At 63.8% G+C, this 18,373-nt stretch carries 18 protein-coding genes; 14 read left to right on the forward strand and 4 right to left on the reverse strand.

Translation table 11 applies throughout. From position 1 onward, the window contains the following. Positions 1-8 precede the first annotated feature (8 nt). The 3 genes from NKJ28_RS13540 to NKJ28_RS13550 all read right to left on the reverse strand — a co-directional run bounded on the left by NKJ28_RS13540 (position 9) and on the right by NKJ28_RS13550 (position 3,536). Entirely contained in the window at positions 9-1,388 is a 1,380-nt protein-coding gene (locus NKJ28_RS13540) for an aspartate aminotransferase family protein (RefSeq protein ID WP_352635932.1), read from the reverse strand. Between the two features lie 35 nt (positions 1,389-1,423). Beyond that, the gene (locus NKJ28_RS13545) at positions 1,424-2,917 is read right to left on the reverse strand and encodes an NAD-dependent succinate-semialdehyde dehydrogenase (protein ID WP_352635934.1); all 1,494 of its coding nucleotides are present in this window, start codon (positions 2,915-2,917) and stop codon (positions 1,424-1,426) included. 127 nt (positions 2,918-3,044) lie between these two features. Beyond that, positions 3,045-3,536, reverse strand: coding sequence for an Lrp/AsnC family transcriptional regulator (locus NKJ28_RS13550; protein WP_352635936.1), 492 nt, complete (start codon positions 3,534-3,536; stop codon positions 3,045-3,047). Positions 3,537-3,618: 82 nt separating this feature from the next. On the opposite strand from NKJ28_RS13550, the gene ehuR reads away from it, so the two are divergent. From ehuR to doeB, 10 genes are all read left to right on the forward strand, one after another. Beyond that, complete coding sequence (gene ehuR, locus NKJ28_RS13555; RefSeq protein ID WP_352635938.1) at positions 3,619-5,004, forward strand: MocR-like ectoine utilization transcription factor EhuR; 1,386 nt, start codon at positions 3,619-3,621, stop codon at positions 5,002-5,004. A gap of 121 nt (positions 5,005-5,125) precedes the next feature. Further along, positions 5,126-5,911, forward strand: coding sequence for an ectoine/hydroxyectoine ABC transporter ATP-binding protein EhuA (ehuA, locus tag NKJ28_RS13560; protein ID WP_023677199.1), 786 nt, complete (start codon positions 5,126-5,128; stop codon positions 5,909-5,911). Between the two features lie 65 nt (positions 5,912-5,976). Continuing rightward, entirely contained in the window at positions 5,977-6,828 is an 852-nt protein-coding gene (gene ehuB / locus NKJ28_RS13565) for an ectoine/hydroxyectoine ABC transporter substrate-binding protein EhuB (protein ID WP_023677200.1), read from the forward strand. Positions 6,829-7,000: 172 nt separating this feature from the next. Continuing rightward, positions 7,001-7,660 carry an ectoine/hydroxyectoine ABC transporter permease subunit EhuC gene (ehuC, locus tag NKJ28_RS13570; protein ID WP_254819481.1) on the forward strand — a complete coding sequence of 220 codons (660 nt, stop codon included), beginning with the start codon at positions 7,001-7,003 and terminating at the stop codon, positions 7,658-7,660. Between the two features lie 16 nt (positions 7,661-7,676). After that, positions 7,677-8,336 (forward strand): ectoine/hydroxyectoine ABC transporter permease subunit EhuD, encoded by a 660-nt coding sequence (ehuD, locus tag NKJ28_RS13575; RefSeq protein WP_352635941.1) that lies wholly within the window; start codon positions 7,677-7,679, stop codon positions 8,334-8,336. Continuing rightward, positions 8,333-9,106, forward strand: a complete 774-nt coding sequence (gene eutA / locus NKJ28_RS13580) for an ectoine utilization protein EutA (protein ID WP_352635943.1) — start codon at positions 8,333-8,335, stop codon at positions 9,104-9,106. The genes ehuD and eutA overlap by 4 nt, the downstream gene beginning before the upstream one ends. Positions 9,107-9,116: 10 nt before the next feature. Then, positions 9,117-10,109, forward strand: coding sequence for a hydroxyectoine utilization dehydratase EutB (gene eutB / locus NKJ28_RS13585; protein WP_352635945.1), 993 nt, complete (start codon positions 9,117-9,119; stop codon positions 10,107-10,109). After that, positions 10,106-11,098: a cyclodeaminase gene (locus tag NKJ28_RS13590; RefSeq protein WP_352635947.1), complete on the forward strand. Its 993-nt coding sequence runs from the start codon at positions 10,106-10,108 to the stop codon at positions 11,096-11,098. The genes eutB and NKJ28_RS13590 overlap by 4 nt, the downstream gene beginning before the upstream one ends. A gap of 38 nt (positions 11,099-11,136) precedes the next feature. After that, positions 11,137-12,315, forward strand: coding sequence for an ectoine hydrolase DoeA (doeA, locus tag NKJ28_RS13595; RefSeq protein ID WP_352635949.1), 1,179 nt, complete (start codon positions 11,137-11,139; stop codon positions 12,313-12,315). A gap of 5 nt (positions 12,316-12,320) precedes the next feature. Next, on the forward strand, positions 12,321-13,322 hold the full coding sequence (gene doeB / locus NKJ28_RS13600) for a N(2)-acetyl-L-2,4-diaminobutanoate deacetylase DoeB (RefSeq protein WP_352635951.1): 1,002 nt from the start codon (positions 12,321-12,323) through the stop codon (positions 13,320-13,322). A gap of 97 nt (positions 13,323-13,419) precedes the next feature. Here the strand turns inward: doeB and NKJ28_RS13605 are convergent, their stop codons facing one another. Next, on the reverse strand, positions 13,420-14,079 hold the full coding sequence (locus NKJ28_RS13605) for a GntR family transcriptional regulator (protein WP_352636088.1): 660 nt from the start codon (positions 14,077-14,079) through the stop codon (positions 13,420-13,422). A gap of 321 nt (positions 14,080-14,400) precedes the next feature. On the opposite strand from NKJ28_RS13605, the gene NKJ28_RS13610 reads away from it, so the two are divergent. From NKJ28_RS13610 to biuH, 4 genes are read left to right on the forward strand one after another with little or no spacing between them, the layout of a single operon-like run. Then, a complete protein-coding gene (locus tag NKJ28_RS13610) occupies positions 14,401-15,528 on the forward strand; it encodes a BMP family ABC transporter substrate-binding protein (protein WP_352635953.1) in 1,128 nt (375 codons plus the stop codon). Positions 15,529-15,547: 19 nt separating this feature from the next. After that, positions 15,548-16,690 (forward strand): ABC transporter permease, encoded by a 1,143-nt coding sequence (locus NKJ28_RS13615; RefSeq protein ID WP_352635955.1) that lies wholly within the window; start codon positions 15,548-15,550, stop codon positions 16,688-16,690. Further along, positions 16,690-17,616: an ABC transporter permease gene (locus tag NKJ28_RS13620; RefSeq protein ID WP_023677211.1), complete on the forward strand. Its 927-nt coding sequence runs from the start codon at positions 16,690-16,692 to the stop codon at positions 17,614-17,616. Before NKJ28_RS13615 ends, NKJ28_RS13620 begins: the two co-directional genes overlap by 1 nt. Before the next feature lie 14 nt (positions 17,617-17,630). Continuing rightward, the gene (gene biuH / locus NKJ28_RS13625) at positions 17,631-18,332 is read left to right on the forward strand and encodes a biuret amidohydrolase (RefSeq protein WP_352635958.1); all 702 of its coding nucleotides are present in this window, start codon (positions 17,631-17,633) and stop codon (positions 18,330-18,332) included. Positions 18,333-18,373: the final 41 nt, after the last annotated feature.

Consider the following 18,373-nt stretch of genomic DNA (forward strand, 5'->3'; position numbering starts at 1 on the left):
TCGGCTCTTCAGATGTTTGCAAACACGCTCTTCACCGCGTCGGCCGTCTTCGACACGACGATATCGGCCTCTTCCCGCGTCAGGCAGAGCGGCGGCGCGAAACCGAGAATGTCGCCCTGCGGCATGGCCCGGCCGATGACGCCGCTTGCCGCAAGAGCGGTTGCGACCTGCGGCCCGATTTTTTGCGAGGCGTCGAAGAACACGCGATCGTTCTTGTCGGCGACGAACTCGATTGCCGCCAGCATGCCGTCGCCGCGTACCTCGCCGACATTTTTGTGACCACCGACGGCTTTCGTTAGCTCGGCGCGGAAATAGGCACCGGTCTCGCCGGCGTTCCGCACTAGGTCCATCTCGTCGATCAGTTCCAGGTTGGCGACGCCGGCGGCCACGCAGATCGGATGCGCCGAATAGGTCCAGCCATGGCCGAGCGAGCCGAGCTTGTCGGAACCCTGCACCAGCACCTGCCAGACCTTGTCTGAGACTATGACGCCCGACAGCGGCGCATAGGCCGAGGTCAGGCCCTTGGCGATGGTGATCAGGTCGGGCTTGATGCCGTAATGGTCGGAGCCGAACATTGTGCCCAGCCGGCCGAAGCCGGTGACCACCTCGTCGGCGACCAGCAGCACATCGTATTTCTTCAGCACCGCCTGGATCTTTCCCCAGTAGAGGGCAGGTGGCGGCACGATGCCGCCGGTGCCGAGGATCGGCTCGCCAATGAACGCGGCGACCGTCTCCGGCCCTTCGGCGAGAATCATCTCCTCGAGCTTGTCGGCACAGTATTGCGAAAACTGCTCCTCGCTCAGCGAGCGGTCGGCGCGGCGGAAGTAGTAGGGCGCCTCGGTGTGCAGGACCGGCGCGCGGGGCAGGTCGAAGGCGTTGTGGAACAGGTCGAGGCCGGTCAGCGATCCGGTCATGATGCCGGAGCCGTGATAGCCGCGCCAGCGCGAGATGATCTTCTTCTTCTCCGGCCGGCCGAGCACGTTGTTGTAGTACCAGATCAGCTTGATGTTGGTTTCGTTGGCATCGGAACCGGAGAGGCCGAAATAGACCCTCGACATGCCTTGCGGCGCGCGGTCGATGATCATCTTGGAAAGGGTGATGGACGCCTCGGTGCCGTGGCCGACATAGGCGTGGTAATAGGCGAGGTTCTTGGCCTGCGCGGCGATGGCGTCGGCGATCTTCTGGCGGCCATAGCCGACATTGACGCAATAGAGCCCGGCGAAGGCATCGATGCTCTTGCGCCCGTTGTTGTCCCAGATGGTGACGCCTTCGCCGCCGGCGATCACACGCGTCGGGCTCTCGCCACGCGCGTGCGTTCCCATATGGGTCGAGGGATGGAAGAAATGATTGCGATCCCAGGCGGCGAGTTCGTTGGACTGGTCGAGCATTTTTTACTCCTTGAAAGCAAAAGCCTGACGGGGCGTTACGCCACGTCGAGGCAGAGATATTTGAAGTCGGTAAAGGCTTCGAGCCCGTGACGCGAGCCCTCGCGACCGATGCCGGACTGCTTGACGCCGCCGAACGGGACCGGCGCGCCGGTGATCTTGACGCGGTTGATGGCGACCATGCCATAGTCGAGCGCGCGGCCGATGCGCAATTGCCTACCGCCATTCTCAGTCACGACATAGGCGACCAGGCCGTACTCTGTCGCATTGGCGCGGGCGACGACTTCGTCTTCGCTGTCGAAAGGCGTCACGGCCGCAACCGGACCGAAGGTCTCCTCGCGCATGATCAAAGCGTCGTCTCCAACGTCGGCGAGCAGGGTCGGCTGGTAGAACAGCGGCCCGGCAGGATGGCGCTTGCCGCCGGTCAGGCAACGCGCGCCTTTGGCGAGCGCATCGGCCACCTGCTCCTCGACCTTCTTGACCGCGCGTTCGTGCATCAAGGGTCCGATTTCGGTGTCGTCAGCGAGGCCATTGCCGGCCCGCAATGCCTCGACGCGTTTAGCGAAAGCAGCGCAGAACCGATCGTATATCGGACGCTGGACATAGATGCGGTTGGCGGCGAGGCAGTCCTGGCCGGAGGTCGCGAATTTAGCGTCGACGGCTATTCTCACCGCCTTGTCGATATCGGCATCCGCAAAGACGATCAGCGGCGCATGACCGCCGAGTTCCATCACAAGACGCTTCATCGTCGGCGCACTCTGCGCGGCGATCAACCTGCCGACCTCGGTCGAGCCGGTGAAGCTCATGGCGCGGACGCGCGGATCTTCGCACATCCGCCCGACGATGGTCGAAGCCTTGCCGGTGAGAACGTTGAACACGCCAGCCGGCAGGCCGGCGCGTTCGCCAAGCTCGGCCAACGCCAGTGCAGACAGCGGCGTTTCCGAGGAAGGATGCGCGACGATGGTGCAGCCGGCGGCGAGGGCGGCCGCCGCCTTGCGGGTCAGCATGGCCGCGGGAAAATTCCACGGCGTGACGACGCCGACGACACCAAGCGGTTCGCGTCGCACCACCATCTCGGCATTTGGCAGATGGCTGGTGACGCTTTCGGCGTTGAGACGTTTGGCCTCCTCAGCATACCATTCGACAAAAGAGGCGGCATAGTCGATCTCGCCGCGCGATTCCTTCAGCGGCTTGCCTTGTTCTAGCGTCATCAGAAGGGCCAGGTCATTTTTGGCGGCGACGATCAGATCGAACCATTTTCGCAAGATTTTCGACCGTTCCTGCGGCAGCAATGCGCGCCAGGCAGGAAAGGCGCGCGATGCCGCATCGATCGCCAATGTGGTCTGCCGGGCATCGAGCGCGGCAACGAAAGCGACGGTGGATCCGGTGGCCGGATCGGTCACCTCGAAATTCTCCGCGGTCTCGCTCGCCGTCCAGTGGCCAGCGACATAGGCGAGTTCGCGCAGCAGCCGCCGGTCGGCGAGGCGATCAAGTGCTTCATGGCGGTGCGAGCGGGCAAAATGTGCGGACATCATCGGGCTCCCGGTTCGGGTGATGCCGCAAGACTATCTCTGCCGCGCAAACAGAGAGGCTGTTTGCGTGCCTGCACGTAGAGAGATTGTCTCTATTGCCCTGCCCAGCCAGACGATCTCTCCGGTATCAGGAAGATGCCGGCAACAGGTCCGCCACCGGCAGCACACTCTCCTCCTTCACCGTCTTGGTGACGATATAGGTGAAATAGCGGTCGATGCCGATCTCGCGCTCGAGCAGATTGTCGACCAGCCGCTGATAGGCGTCGATGTCGCGCGCCATGACTTTCAGCAGGTAATCGACGCCGCCGCCGACAGACCAGCAGGCGATGATCTCGGGAATGTTGCGGATGACACGCTCGAAACGGTCGAAATCGGCCTGGCGGTGGTTGGCAAGCGTCACCTCCATCAGCACGGTGGCGACCGGCGCGATGGCGCGCATGGCGATCCTGGCATGGTAGCCCGAGACGATGCCGGCCTTTTCCAGCTTGCGCAGCCGCATCCAGCACGGCGTCGGCGACAGGCCGACTTTCTCGGCCAGCGCCAGCTTGGTGATGCGCCCGTCGCGCTGGATGGCGTCGAGGATTTTGAGATCGATCGGATCGAGTTTCGCTGCAGCCATGATCGCCCACTTCCAGTGCCCGACACCATGACGGCGCATTATTTCGATTGTCAATTGCACTGATTTCGATCTCTAATAAGTCATGACATTTTGGCGACCAGATCCCGCTCTTATCCGGCGGCCGGCGTATCAATCGCTCGCCGACCAGTTCGCGCGGGCCATCCATGACGGGCGTCTGGCCAATGGCGCGCGCTTGCCGACGCACCGGCAACTGGCCGATGATCTGCAACTTTCCGTGCAGACGGTCAGCCGCGCCTATGAGGAGCTGATCCGCCGCGGGCTGGTGTCCGGCGAGGTCGGCCGCGGCAGCTTTGTGCAGACGCAGCGCCGCGAGCCGGAGCCGCCCTATCTGCCGGAGCGGCTGGGCGAGGTCATCGATCTCTCCATCCTGAAGCCGGTCTGCGAACCGATGCATCTGGAGCGGCTGAGGCAGGCGCTGGGCTGGCTCGCCGAAAACCTGCCGTCGAGCTCGGCGCTGTCGTTCAGGCCGAACATGGTGTTCCCGCGCCACCGCGCGGTAGGTGTCGAGTGGCTACGCCTCTGCGGCCTCGACGCGTCGCCGCAGAACATCAGCCTGACCAACGGCGCCACCGCCGGTATGACGGTAGCGCTGATGAGCGTGGCGCCGCCCGGTTCGACCGTCGCCACCGAGGCGATCGGCCATCACACGCTGATCCCGCTGGCGCGCTATCTCGGCTTCAATCTCGAGGGTCTGCCCATCGACGACAATGGGCTGATCCCGGAAGCGCTCGACGAGGCCTGCCGGCTGTCCGACATCCGCGCCGTGTTCGTGCAGCCCTCGGTGATTAACCCGACGGCAACGCTAATGGATGCCGCCCGGCGCGAGCAGATCGCGACGGTGGCGCGCAGGCACGACATCGCCATCATCGAGAACGACGTGCTCGGCCCGCTGGTCGAGGACCGGCCGCCGCCCGTCGCGGCGTTTGCCCCCGAGCGCACGCTCTACGTCACCTCCTTCACCAAGATCGTGGTGCCGGGCCTGCGCATCGGCTATCTCGCGGCGCCCGATCGTTATGTCGCCGCGGTCGCCAATCGCCATCTCGTCTCGAACTGGATGGCGACGCCGTTGGTGGCCGAGATCGCCACCAAATGGGTGACCGACGGCACCGCGATGGAACTCGTGCGATGGCAGCGCCTGGCTTTGCGGCGGCGTCTGGACATAGCCGCCGAGGTGCTTGCCGGAGTGGACTATCGGGCTCATCGCGACGGGCTGCATGTCTGGCTGCAACTGCCCGATGACCGCGGTGAGGAAAGCTTTGTTTCCCAGGCCCGCCTGCAGGGCGTGGCGATCGCGCCCGGCACGTCGTTTCGCATTTCGCAGATGCCTTGGCATCCAGCCGTACGGATTTCGCTGGGCTCGACCACGGAGGGGGAACTGCGTGCCGGTCTCGGCGTTGTCACCAAGCTTCTGCTCGGCGATCCCGAGCATCTCCTGCTTGCGATCTAGACGGCGAATGGCGCGAAATTGTGCGGAATCCGAAATATTGTCATGATATTATTTTCTTGATTGACATGATTTGCCGCGATCCGCATCGTTAAAGGCAAGCTTCTCCAGCACGGGAAATTCATTGTCGGCTCCCATCATCAAGATCGACGGCATTTCAAAAAGCTTCGGCACCTTCAAGGTGCTGGACGGCCTCTCGATGCAAGTCATGCCCGGCGAGAAGCTGGCACTGATCGGTCCATCGGGTTCGGGCAAGACGACGATCCTGCGCATCCTGATGACGCTAGAGCGTATCGACAGCGGCCACATCCAAGTCGACGGCGAACAGTTGTACCACATGGAGCGTAACGGCCGGCTGCTGACGGCCGATGAACGGCATTTGGCAAAAATGCGCCAGAAGATCGGCATGGTCTTCCAACTGTTCAATCTGTTTCCGCACAAATGCGTCATCGACAATGTGACGCTGGCACCGATGCTGACCAAAGGCGTGCCGCGGGCCGCCGCCGAAAAGCGGGCGATGGAACTGCTCGACATGGTCGGCATGGTCGACAAGGCCAAAGCGATGCCGGCGCAGCTTTCAGGCGGCCAGAAGCAGCGCGTCGCGATTGCGCGGGCGCTGGCGCTGTCGCCGAAAATCATGCTGTTCGACGAGGTCACCTCGGCGCTCGACCCTGAGCTCGTCGACGAGGTGCTCAACGTCATGCGCAAGCTCGCCGCCGAGACCGACATGACCATGCTGCTGGTCACCCACGAGATGGGTTTCGCCCATGACTTCGCCGACCGGGTGCTGTTCTTCGATCGCGGCAGAATAGTCGAGGAGGGCAAGCCCGACGAGATTTTCCGCCATCCCAAACAGGAGCGTACGCAAGGTTTCCTGAAGAAGATCATTGCGGCCGGACATCGGGTCTGACTGCCATGCGAGGCGGCGACGCCTCAAGCAAGCCAAGAAGACAGACAAACAAGGAGTTGGGAACAATGAAGAAATTTGCCATTTTGGCCGGCGTCGCCGGTATTGCGCTGACGGCGGTGCTGGCCGCCTCGACGGCCGGCTCGGCCGACGACAGCAAGCTCGAAGAGCTCAAGGCGCAAGGCTTTGCCCGCGTCGCCATCGCCAACGAGCCGCCCTATACGGCGGTCGCTGCCGACGGCAAGGTTTCGGGTGCGGCGCCTGACGTTGCCCGTGAAATCTTCAAGCGCCTTGGCGTCAACGATATCGTCGCCTCGATCTCGGAATATGGCGCCATGATTCCCGGCCTGCAGGCCGGCCGTTTCGACGTCGTCACTGCCGGCCTGTTCATGAAGCCGGAACGTTGTGCTGCGGTCGCCTATTCGGAACCGGTGCTGTGCGACGCCGAGGCGATGCTGGTGAAGAAGGGCAACCCGAAGGGTTTCAAGAGCTACGAGGACGTCGCGAAGGACGCGAGCGCCACGATCGGCGCGCCGGGTGGCGGCACTGAAGAGAAGCTGGCGCTCACCGCAGGTGTGCCGCGCGAGCGCGTCATCGTCGTGCCGGACGGCCAGAGCGGCCTGAAGATGCTGCAGGACGGCCGCATCGATGCTTATTCGCTGCCCGTGCTGTCGATCAACGACCTGGTCAAGAAAGCCAATGATCCGAACCTCGAAGTCATCGCGCCGGTGGTCGGTGCGCCGGTCTATTGCGACGGCGCGGCCTTCAAGAAGGGCGACGAAGCGCTGCGCGACGCCTATGATGTCGAGCTGGCGAAACTGAAGAAGTCCGGCGAGTTCGCCAAGATCATCGAGCCTTACGGCTTCTCGGCGGCGGCGGCAATGTCGACGAGCCGCGACAAGCTCTGCTCGGCGAAGTAAAAAGTGCCGCTCACCCTAGCCTCTCCCCGTCAAAAACGGGGAGAGGGGGGCGTCAACGCTGGAGCTTCACCCTTCTCCCCGTCCCTATAACGGGGAGAAGGTGCCGGCAGGCGGATGAGGGGCGGCGCCGGCGTTCTGCAATGATCACCAAGCGAGGAAACGCTTAGCCCCAATGACCCAATGGTCCGGCTATTTCGGCCTGATATTGCAAGGAGCGCTTGTCACCATCGAGCTGACGCTGATGGGGTCGGTGCTGGCCTTGGTCATGGCCTTTCTTGCCGGGCTGGGGCGGCTGTCGCGGTTTTTCGTGCTACGCGCGCTGGCCACCGCCTATATCGAGTTCTTCCGCGGCACCTCGATTTTCGTGCAGCTGTTCTGGGCTTATTTCGTGCTGCCTTTTGCCGGCATTTCGTTGACGCCGCTGCAGGCCGGGGTGCTGGCGCTGGGCCTCAATGTCGGCGCCTATGCGGCGGAAGTGGTGCGTGGCGCCATCAAGTCTATCGGCCGCGAACAATATGAGGCCTGCACCGCCCTCAATCTCGGCCGCTGGCAAGCCATGCGCCATATCATCCTGCCGCAGGCGCTTCTGGTGATGCTGCCAACCTTCGGCAACAACGCCATTGAATTGCTCAAGGCCACCGCCGTCGTTTCGCTAATCTCGCTCGCCGACCTGACCTTCCAGGCGCAGGTGGTGCGCTCGCAGACCGGCAATACTCTGGTGCCGTTCAGCACCATCCTCGTCATCTATTTCGTCCTGGCGCTGCTCATCTCATGGGGCGTGCGGTCGCTGGAACGCCGTATGGCTCGTGGCCTCGACGGGGTGCGCGTATGATGGATCGGGCCTGATAATGGAATGGGATTGGGATTTTGTTCGGCAGATCCTGCCGACGCTGATCGAGGGGGTGAAGATCACCATCCTGGCGACGCTGCTCGGCTCGGTACTGGCGGCCATCATTGGACTGGGCATCGCGTTGGCGCGCCGGTCGCCGAACAGGGCTCTGTCGCGCACCGTCGGTTTCCTTGCCGAGTTCATCCGTGGCACGCCGCTGTTGGTGCAGCTCTATTTCATCTTCTACGTGCTGCCGGATTTCGGCATCCTGTTGCCGCCGCTGGTGGCGGGCGTCATCGGTCTCGGGCTGCATTACGGAACTTACACGGCCGAGGTCTACCGCGCCGGCATAGACAATGTGCCCCGCGGCCAGTGGGAAGCGGCCAAGGCCTGCAATCTAAACGCCACCCAGACCTGGACGCACATCATCATTCCGCAGGCGATCCCGCCGATGATCCCGGCGCTTGCCAATTATTTCATCGCCATGTTCAAAGAGACGCCGCTGCTATCGGCGATCACCGTGCTGGAACTGATGAACCAGGCCAAGAGCGTCGCCAATACCTATTATCGGTATATCGAACCGATCACCTTGGTCGGCGCCTTCTTCCTCGCCATCAGCCTGTTCTCGGTGGTGCTGCTGCGCTGGCTGGAACACCGTTATGGGCGGATCGAACGATGAGCGCTGCACCCGATATCCGCCTGCACTCGGCCCGGCCGCCGCTCGATGCGCGTCCGCTGGAAAAGCGGGTCGGCCTGATCATCCTTGCCACCGACCATACGAGCGAACCGGATTTTCACCGCATGGTGGCAAGCGACCGCATCGGCGTCTATGTCGCGCGCATCCCCTACGCCAACCCGACGACGCCGGACAATTTGCGCAAGATGCAGCCGTCACTGACGGCGGCCGCGGCCCTGATCCTGCCCGACGAGCCGCTCGATGCGATCTGCTATTCCTGCACCTCGGCTTCCGTCGTGATCGGCGATGCCGAAATCGAGGCGGCGGTGCAGGCCGCCAAGCCCGGCGTGCCGGTGGTCACGCCGCCGATGGCCGGGGTGCGCGGCCTCAAGGCGCTGGGCGCCAGGACGATCAGCATTCTCACTCCCTATACGGTCGAGACCAGCCGGCCGATGGCGGCCTATTTCATCGAACATGGATTCGAGATCGCCGGCTTCACTTGCCTCGGCTTCGAGGACGACCGCGAGATGGCACGGATTGCGCCGAAATCCTTGGTCGATCTGGCCCGCGAAGCGACCGATATGCAAGCCGACGCGCTGTTCGTGTCCTGCACGGCGCTGCGGTCGGCGCTGGCAGTGGTCGGCATGGAAGAGGCCATCGGCCGCGCCGTCGTCACCAGCAACCAGGCGACGGCCTGGAATTGCCTGCGCCTTTGCGGCGACGACGAGCCGCGTCCTGAATTCGGCCGTCTGATGACGCTGCCGTTGAACTGATTGCAGAGCCATGACCACGTCCAGGATAAGCCTCTCCGATATCCGCGCCGCGCGCGAGCGCATCGCAGGCAAGATCGAGCGTACGCCGACCGTTCCTTCCCGGAGTCTTTCCCAGCACTTGGACGCTCCTGTTTATCTCAAGCTCGAACATCGGCAGACCACCGGCGCCTTCAAGCTGCGCGGTGCCTCGAACGCTATCGCTTCGCTGACAGACGAGGAGAGGGCGCGTGGCGTCGTCGCTGCCTCGACTGGCAACCACGGCCGGGCGCTTGCCTATGCTGCTCGACTGCAAGGCATCCACGCGACGATCTGCATGTCGCGGCTGGTGCCGCAGAACAAGCTGGACGAGATCCGTCGGCTCGGCGCCGAGATCCGCATCGTCGGCAACAGCCAGGACGATGCGCAGCGGGAGGTCGAACGGCTGGTCGCGGAAGAGGGGCTGATCATGCTGCCGCCCTTCGACCATCCTGCCATTGTCGCCGGGCAAGGCACGCTCGGGCTGGAGATCATCGAACAGGTTCCGGACGCCGCCTTGGTGCTGGTGCCGCTTTCCGGCGGTGGGCTGGCGGCTGGCGTCGCCGCTGCCGTGAAGGGCGTCAGCCCGGCGACGAAGGTGATGGGCATTTCAATGGCGCGCGGTGCGGCGATGAAGGCGAGCCTCGACGCCGGACATCCGGTTTTGGTCGAGGAACTGCCGACGCTGGCCGATTCCCTCGGCGGCGGCATAGGCCTCGACAACCGGCTGACCTTTTCCATGTGCCGCGACCTGCTCGACGATGTGATCCTGCTCAGCGAGGACGAGATCGCCACCGGCATCCGCCATGCCTATGAACAGGAGCGCGAGATCGTCGAAGGCGCCGGCGCGGTCGGCATCGCGGCCGTGCTTGCCGGCAAGGTCAGGGCGAGCGGCCCGACGGTGCTCGTGCTGTCCGGCCGCAACATCGATATGACACTGCACCGCAAGATCATCTGCGGCGAAGCAATTGCGGAGAGCGCAGCATGAGCCGGATGACGATCCTCACCGAAGCTGAATTGCGCAAGATCGTGAAGCTCGATCTTGATGCCATGGCCTGCGTCGAGAACGCGTTCCGGGCGCTCGCCACCTTGCCGGTGGCGATGCCGCCGATCCTGCGGCTGGACATTCCAGAGCATCGCGGCGAGGTCGACGTCAAGACCGCCTATGTACCGGGTATCGACGGTTTTGCGATCAAGATCAGCCCCGGCTTTTTCGACAATCCCAAGCTCGGCCTGCCCAGCGTCAACGGCATGATGGTGCTGCTGTCGGCGAAAACCGGATTGGTCGAGGCGCTGCTGCTCGACAATGGCTATCTCACCGACATCCGCACGGCGGCGGCCGGCGCGGTTGCCGCCAAGCATCTGTCGCGGCCGGGTTCCTCCGTTGCCGCGATCTTCGGCGCCGGTGTTCAGGCCGGACTGCAGCTCGAAGCGCTGATGCTGGTGCGGCCGATCACCGAGGCTCGCATCTGGGCAAGGGATGCCGCCAAGGCCGAGGCCGCGGCCGACGCATTGTCCGAAAGACTGGGCATCGCCGTTCACGCCGAGCCCGACGCGGCAAAGGCTGCGGCCGATGCCGACATCATCGTCACCACGACGCCGTCGACCGAGCCGCTGATCAAGGCCGGCTTCGTCTCCGCCGGCCAGCATATCACTGCCATGGGCTCGGATGCCGAGCACAAGAACGAGATCGCGCCGGCGATCCTGCGCATGGCAGATCTCTACGTCGCCGATAGCGCCAAACAGACGCGCCGGCTGGGCGAACTGCACCATGCTATCGCGGCGGGCGTGATGGCGGCCGATGCCGAGATCACCGAGCTTGGCCACATCATCGCCGGCGAAAGGCATGGCCGGCGTTCGGACAGCGACATCACAATCGCCGACCTGACCGGCACCGGCGTGCAGGACACGGCAATCGCCACGCTCGCCCGCGACCGCGCGCGTGCAGCCAAGACCGGTACGATTTTCGAAAGCTGATACCGGCCGCAAGGCCCAACAAACGAGGACCAAGAACAATGCAGCCCAATTTGAAATTCTCGCGCGGCGAATATGCGGAGCGCCTCGCCAAGACGCGGAAGGCCATGGCGGCCAAGGGCGTTGATCTATTGATCGTCAGCGATCCGTCCAACATGGCCTGGCTGACCGGCTATGACGGCTGGTCGTTCTATGTGCATCAGGCTGTCATCGTGCCGCCGTCGGGCGAGCCGGTGTGGTACGGGCGCGGCCAGGACGCCAACGGCGCCAAGCGCACCGCCTATCTCGCGCACGACAACATCGTCGGCTATGCCGACCATTATGTGCAGTCGACCGAGCGCCATCCGATGGATTTTCTGTCCAGCGTGCTCTCCGATCGCGGCTGGGGGAAGCTCAGCATCGGCGTCGAGATGGACAATTACTGGTTCTCGGCCGCTGCCTTCGCATCGCTGCAGAAGCATCTACCCAATGCCCGCTTCGTCGATGCCACGGCATTGGTCAACTGGCAGCGCGCGGTGAAGAGCCCGACCGAAATCGACTATATGCGCAAAGCCGCGCGGATCGTGGAGGCCATGCACCAGCGTATCGTCGACAAGATCGAGGTTGGCATGCGCAAATGCGACCTGGTCGCCGAGATCTACGATGCCGGCACGCGCGGCGTTGACGGTATCGGCGGCGACTATCCGGCGATCGTGCCGCTGCTGCCGTCGGGCGCCGACGCATCGGCGCCGCATCTGACCTGGGACGACCGGCCGATGAAATCGGGCGAGGGCACCTTCTTCGAGATCGCCGGCTGCTACAACCGCTATCACTGCCCGCTATCGCGGACTGTGTTCCTTGGCAAACCGACGCAGGAATTCCTCGATGCCGAAAAGGCGACGCTGGAAGGCATGGAGGCGGGACTTGCCGCCGCCAAGCCCGGCAACACATGCGAGGACATCGCCAACGCCTTCTTCGCGGTGCTGAAGCGGTACGGCATCGTCAAGGACAATCGCACCGGGTACCCGATCGGGCTTTCCTATCCGCCTGACTGGGGCGAGCGCACGATGAGCCTGCGTCCAGGCGACCGCACCGAGTTGAAGCCCGGTATGACCTTCCATTTCATGACCGGCTTGTGGCTTGAGACGATGGGGCTTGAAATCACCGAATCCATCTTGATCACCGAGACGGGCGTCGAGTGCCTGGCGAATGTGCCGCGCAAACTGGTGGTGAAGAATTGAGCCCGATGTCCAGCCTTCGTCCGTCACCGATCACGCCGACCGTCGATTTCGAGCGCGACGGCGTGCAGCACGGTTTCCTGCGCCTGCCTTACAGCCGCGATGATTCCGCCTGGGGATCGGTGATGATCCCGATCTGCGTCATCCGCAACGGCAAGGGGCCGAGCGCGTTGCTCACCGGCGGCAATCATGGCGACGAGTATGAGGGGCCGCTGGCGCTCTTCGATCTCGCCCGTACGCTCGATCCGAAGCAAGTCAGCGGCACGATCATCATCGTGCCGGCGATGAACTATCCGGCGTTCCGCGCCGGCACGCGCACCTCGCCGATCGACAAGGGCAATCTCAACCGCAGCTTTCCCGGCCGGCCCGACGGCACGGTGACCGAGAAGATCGCCGATTATTTCCAGCGCGAGCTTCTGCCCCGTACAGACATCGCGCTCGACTTCCACTCCGGCGGCAAGACGCTCGACTTCGTGCCGTTCTGCGCCGCCCACATCCGGCCCGACAAGGTGCTGGAAGCGAAGGGTTTCGCTGCGGTTGAAGCCTTCTCCGCACCATGGTCGATGAAAATGCTGGAGATCGACGCGGTCGGCATGTTCGACACTGCCGCCGAAGAGATGGGCAAGCTGTTCATCACCACAGAGCTTGGCGGCGGCGGGACTTCGCGCGCCGAAACGGTGCGGATCGCACGTCGCGGCGTGCTCAATGTGCTGCGCCATGCCGGCATCGTCGCCGGCGCAGTCGAGATGCAGCCAACCCGCTGGCTCGACATGCCGTCCGGCGATTGCTTCTCGTTCGCCGAGGACGACGGGATGGTCGAAACGATGATCGATCTCGGCGAGCCGGTGGCAGAGAACCAGGTGCTGGCACGTATCCATTCCATAGGCCGCACCGGCGGCGCTCCGCAGGAGATCCGGGCCAAAATGTCCGGTCTGTTGGCGGCGCGGCATTTTCCGGGGCTGGTCAAGGCCGGCGACTGCGCTGCCGTGATCGCCATGCTGGTCGATTGAGGGCTAGAGCGGGATGCGTTCAACGCCCATCCCGCTCTATCTGTTTGTTTAGCCGCATTTCTGCGACGCCAAGTGATTCACTTGGCTGCAAAATGCTCTAGGAAGCCGATGTCGGGAACGGCTCGGTCCTGCCTTTGGGGCGATCGCCGATCGCAAAGACGGCGCTCGCCTCGCTGACGATCGAGACATGATCCTTGGCGGCTGTTCCGGCCGCCGCACTGTCGCCGCGCATGATTGCGGTGACGATGGCGTCATGTTCTTGCCAGGACTGGGCCAGCCGCCCGGGCAGCATGAATTGCGCGCGCCGGAACGGCGCCAGGCGGCCGCGGGTCATGACGGTCAGTTCATAAATGTGCTTGCTGTGGGCGCCGCGATAGAGCCGGGTGTGGAATTCGGTGTTGAAAAGCTCATACTCTTCTTCGGCACCGAGCTGCACGAAGCGCGCCGAGGCCTGGTGCTCGGCCTCCAGCGTGCGGCGCTCGCCAGCGGTCATGCGCTCGGCCGAGAACCGCGCGCAGATCGCTTCAAGCTCGGCCATGCTTTCGAACATCGAGGCGAGGTGCTCCTGCGTCACCACGGCGACGGTGGCGCCGCGGTTCGGCCGCCTTTCGACCAGCCCCATGGCGCTGAGCCGGCTGAGCGCTTCCCTGATCGGCGTGCGTGAGATGTCGAAGCGGGCGGCGAGCGAGGCTTCGTCGAGCTTTTCGCCCGGGCGCAGGAAACCGGTGACGATCCGGTCGCTGATCGCCCTCACCATCTGATCGACGGTCGTGCCCGACCTGATCAAATTGCGCTTTCCCGACACGTCTCCTCCGTCCAGTCTTTTCGCGCAGCCGTAAGCCACTCACCGGCTTCGATTCCTCCGCATCTCTGTATGCCTACGTTTTAGCCTTCATGTCAAATTGGCGATTTTGGAGGCAAAAAGTGTATGCAATTGCTCCGGCTTTGTGCAGGCCACATCGGCACATTCATTGATATTGCTGAATAAATTCAATTTCTAAAAATGGCACGCTGATTGCATACACTTCTCTCATTGAGGTGTTAACCGGCCCCAAAGGCCCCACAGAGGGAGCATTCAATGTCCGAGAGATTCATGCTTAGCCGTCGCGAGCTGCTCAAGACCTCCGCCGTCGGAGCGGCGCTCGGCCTTGCGTCCGCATCGTTTCCGATCAGCAGGGCCTTCGCCGCGACGGCCACCGTCGGCTTCATCTATGTCGGGCCAAAGGACGATTACGGCTACAACCAGGCGCATGCCGAAGGCGCCGCCACGCTGAAGGGGATCGAAGGCATTTCCGTCGTCGAGGAGGAGAACGTGCCGGAGACGGTCGACGTGCAGAAGACGATGGAATCGATGATCAACCTCGACGGCGCGTCGCTGATCTTCCCGACCTCGTTCGGCTATTTCGATCCGCACATGCTCGCCATGTGCGCGAAATTCCCCGACGTGCAGTTCCGCCATTGCGGTGGCATGTGGAACAAGGACAAGCATCCGATGAATGCCGGTTCCTATTTCGGCTATATCGGCATGGGCCAGTATCTGAACGGCGTCGTCGCCGGTCACACCAGCAAGACCAAGAAGCTCGGCTTCGTCGCGGCAAAGCCGATCCCGCAGGTGTTGCTCAACATCAATTCCTTCCTGCTCGGCGCGCGCTCGGTCGACCCGACCATCACCTGCCAGGTGATTTTCACCGGCGAGTGGTCGCTAGCGGTCAAGGAGGCCGAGGCCACCAATGCGCTGGTCGACCAGGGTGCCGACGTCATCACCTGCCATGTCGACAGCCCCAAGGTGGTGGTCGAGACGGCGGCCGGGCGTGGCGCCTTCGTCTGCGGCTATCATGCCAACCAGAGCCCGCTGGCGCCGGAAAAATACCTGACCGGCGCGGAATGGAACTGGGCCAAGGTCTACAAGATGTTCGTCGACGATCTGGTGGCCGGCACACCACTGCCCAATTTCACGCGCGGCGGCCTGGCCGACGGCTTCGTCAAGATGAGCCCGCTCGGCCCCGCCGTCGGCGATGCCGCCCGCAAGCAGTTCGACGGCACGCTGGCCGAAATGATGAAAGGCGGGTTTTCCGTCATCAAGGGTCCGCTGAAGAGCAACAAGGGCGTTGTCGTGGCGACCGAAGGCCAGGCCTTCGCCGAGACCGCGCTCGAGCTCGAAAGCATGGATTACCTGGTCGAGGGCGTCGTCGGTTCGACCGCCTGAACCGGATCGGAGACGGGCCATGGCAGACACGGTCGGCACAGCGGGCGCACCGGCGCTGTTTGGCGCCAGGAATTATCCGGCGGCGCTCGAATGGGCGGCGCGGCGGGCGGAAGCCTTCGTCATACCGCTCGCGGCGCTGATCGTCGGCATGGTGCTGTTCAGCCTATTCATCGCGCTGGTCGGCAAGTCGCCGGTGCAACTCTACGAGACGACGTGGCGCGGCGGCTTCGGTTCGTGGTTCTCGATCCAGAACTCGCTGTCGCGGGCAGCACCGCTTTTGCTGGCAGCGCTCTGCGTGGCGCTGCCGGCCCGGCTCGGCCTTGTCGTCATCGGCGGCGAAGGCGCGATCGTGCTGGGCGGCGTTGCAGCCGCCGCCATCGGCGTCGCGGCGAATGGCGCGCCGGCTTTTATGGTCATCCTGCTGATGGGCGTGGCGGGCGTGGTCGCCGGCGGGATCTGGATCGGTGCCGTCGGCGCACTCCGCCACTACCGCGCCGTCAACGAAACCATATCCAGCCTGCTGATGGCCTATATCGCCATCGCGCTGATGAACCATCTGGTCGAAGGGCCGCTGCGCGATCCGGCCTCACTCAACAAACCCTCGACCGAGCCGCTGGCGGATGCCTACCGCATCGGCAACATTCCAGGCATGGACGTGCACTGGGGCCTCGTCGTCGGCATCGTCGCCTGCGTCCTGTCCTGGCTGTTGATCGAAAAGACGCGCTGGGGGTTTGCCGCCCGCATCGCCGGCGGCAATGTCAGGGCAGCCCAGGTACAAGGGCTTGCCGTCGGGCCGCTGATCGTCGGCTTCACCGGGCTCGCCGGCGGCTTTGCCGGGCTAGCCGGCATGCTGGAGGTCGGCGCCGTGCAAGGCAGCGCCAACGCCTCGCTCGCCGCCGGCTATGGCTATACCGGCATCCTCGTCGCCTTCCTCGCCCGCCACAATCCGCTCGCCATCATCCCGGTCGCTTTCCTGCTCGGCGGTATTGGCGCTTCCGGCGGGCTGATCCAGCGCCGCATGGACCTGCCCGACGCCACCGTGCTGGTGCTGCAAGGCATGCTCTTCGTGGTCATCCTGTTCAGCGAAACTTTTTACGGCCGCTTCAAGATCTTCAATCCCGATCTGTGGAAGAGGCCCGATCCCTTGAAGAGAGGCTCCTGATGGACGCGACCGAGATCGGCCTGTGGGGCGTGCCGCTCGCCATCCTCGGCGGCGCCATCCGCGTTTCGACGCCGTTCATCTTCGTCTCGCTCGGCGAAGCCATTACGGAGCGCTCAGGCCGCATCAATCTCGGCCTCGAAGGCACGCTGGTCTTCGGCGCAATGACCGCCTATGCGGTCGCAGTGATGACCGGCTCGCCATGGCTCGGCCTGCTGGCTGCCGCAGGTGCCGGTCTTTGCTTCGGGCTGTTCCACGGCTGGATCTGCAAATTCCGCGGGGTGAACGACATCGCCATCGGCATCGCGCTTATGCTGTTCGGCTCCGGTCTCGCCTTCTTCTTCGGCAAGCCGTTCATCCAGCCCTCGGCACCAGACCTGCCGGCCATCGCCTTCGGTGGCTGGTCGGATATCCCGCAGGTGCAGGCGGCGCTCAACGTCAACATCCTGTTCCTGATTGGTGCCGCACTTGCCGTGTTCCTATGGTGGGCCTTCCGCAATACGCGCGCCGGCCTGATCGTGCGCGTCGTCGGCGACAGCTCCGATGCGGCGCGCGCCATGGGCCTCAATCCCAACACCGTGCGCCTGCTTGCGACAGGTGTCGGCGGTGCGCTCGCCGGCATCGGCGGCGCCTATCTGTCGCTCTATTATCCCGGCAGCTGGACCGAACGCATCTCGTCGGGGCAGGGCCTGATGGCGGTGGCGCTGGTTATCTTCGCGCGCTGGAACCCGCTCGGCTGCTTTGCCGCGGCACTGTTGTTCGGCGGCGCCGGCGCGCTGGGCCCCGCGTTGCAGTCGGTCGGGGTGACGCAGGGCTACTATCTCTTCTACGCCGCACCTTACATCCTCACGCTCATTATCATGATCGCCACCTCGTCGCCGAACCGCTCGCTTGCCGGCGCGCCGGGCGAGTTGTCGATCACCAAATGACTGGAGTTTTTCCGATGAACGCCAGAGCCGAGATCACCCAGCGCTACATCGATGCCGACCCCTATCCATGGCCCTATAATGGCGAGCTGCGGCCGGACAATACGGCATTGATCATCATCGACATGCAGACCGATTTCTGCGGGCCGGGCGGCTATGTCGATCATATGGGCTACGATCTTTCGCTGGTGCGGGCGCCGATCGGTCCGATCAAGTCGGTGCTCGCAGCCATGCGGGCCAAGGGCTACACCATCATCCACACGCGCGAGGGCCACCGGCCCGATCTCGCCGACCTGCCGGCCAACAAGCGCTGGCGCTCGCGCCGCATCAATGCCGGCATCGGCGACCCCGGGCCTTGCGGGCGCATCCTGGTGCGCGGCGAAGCCGGCTGGGACATCATCCCCGACCTCTATCCGGCGGCTGGCGAGCCGATCATCGACAAGCCGGGCAAGGGCTCGTTCTGCGCCACCGACCTCGAACTGATCCTGCACCAGCGCGGAATCGAAAACATCGTGCTGACCGGCATCACCACCGATGTCTGCGTCCACACGACGATGCGCGAGGCCAATGATCGCGGCTTCGAATGCGTCATGCTGGAGGATTGCTGCGGCGCAACCGACTACGGCAACCATCTCGCTGCGATCAAGATGATCAAGATGCAGGGCGGGGTGTTCGGCGCGGTGTCGAACTCGGCATCCTTAGTCGCGCAACTGCCGTGAGGAGACGATCTTGAACGGAACCACCGGCAAAAAGGCCGTCG

The sequence above is a fragment of the Mesorhizobium sp. M0145 genome (assembly GCF_040322355.1).
In the GTDB taxonomy this organism is placed as follows: Bacteria; Pseudomonadota; Alphaproteobacteria; order Rhizobiales; family Rhizobiaceae; genus Mesorhizobium.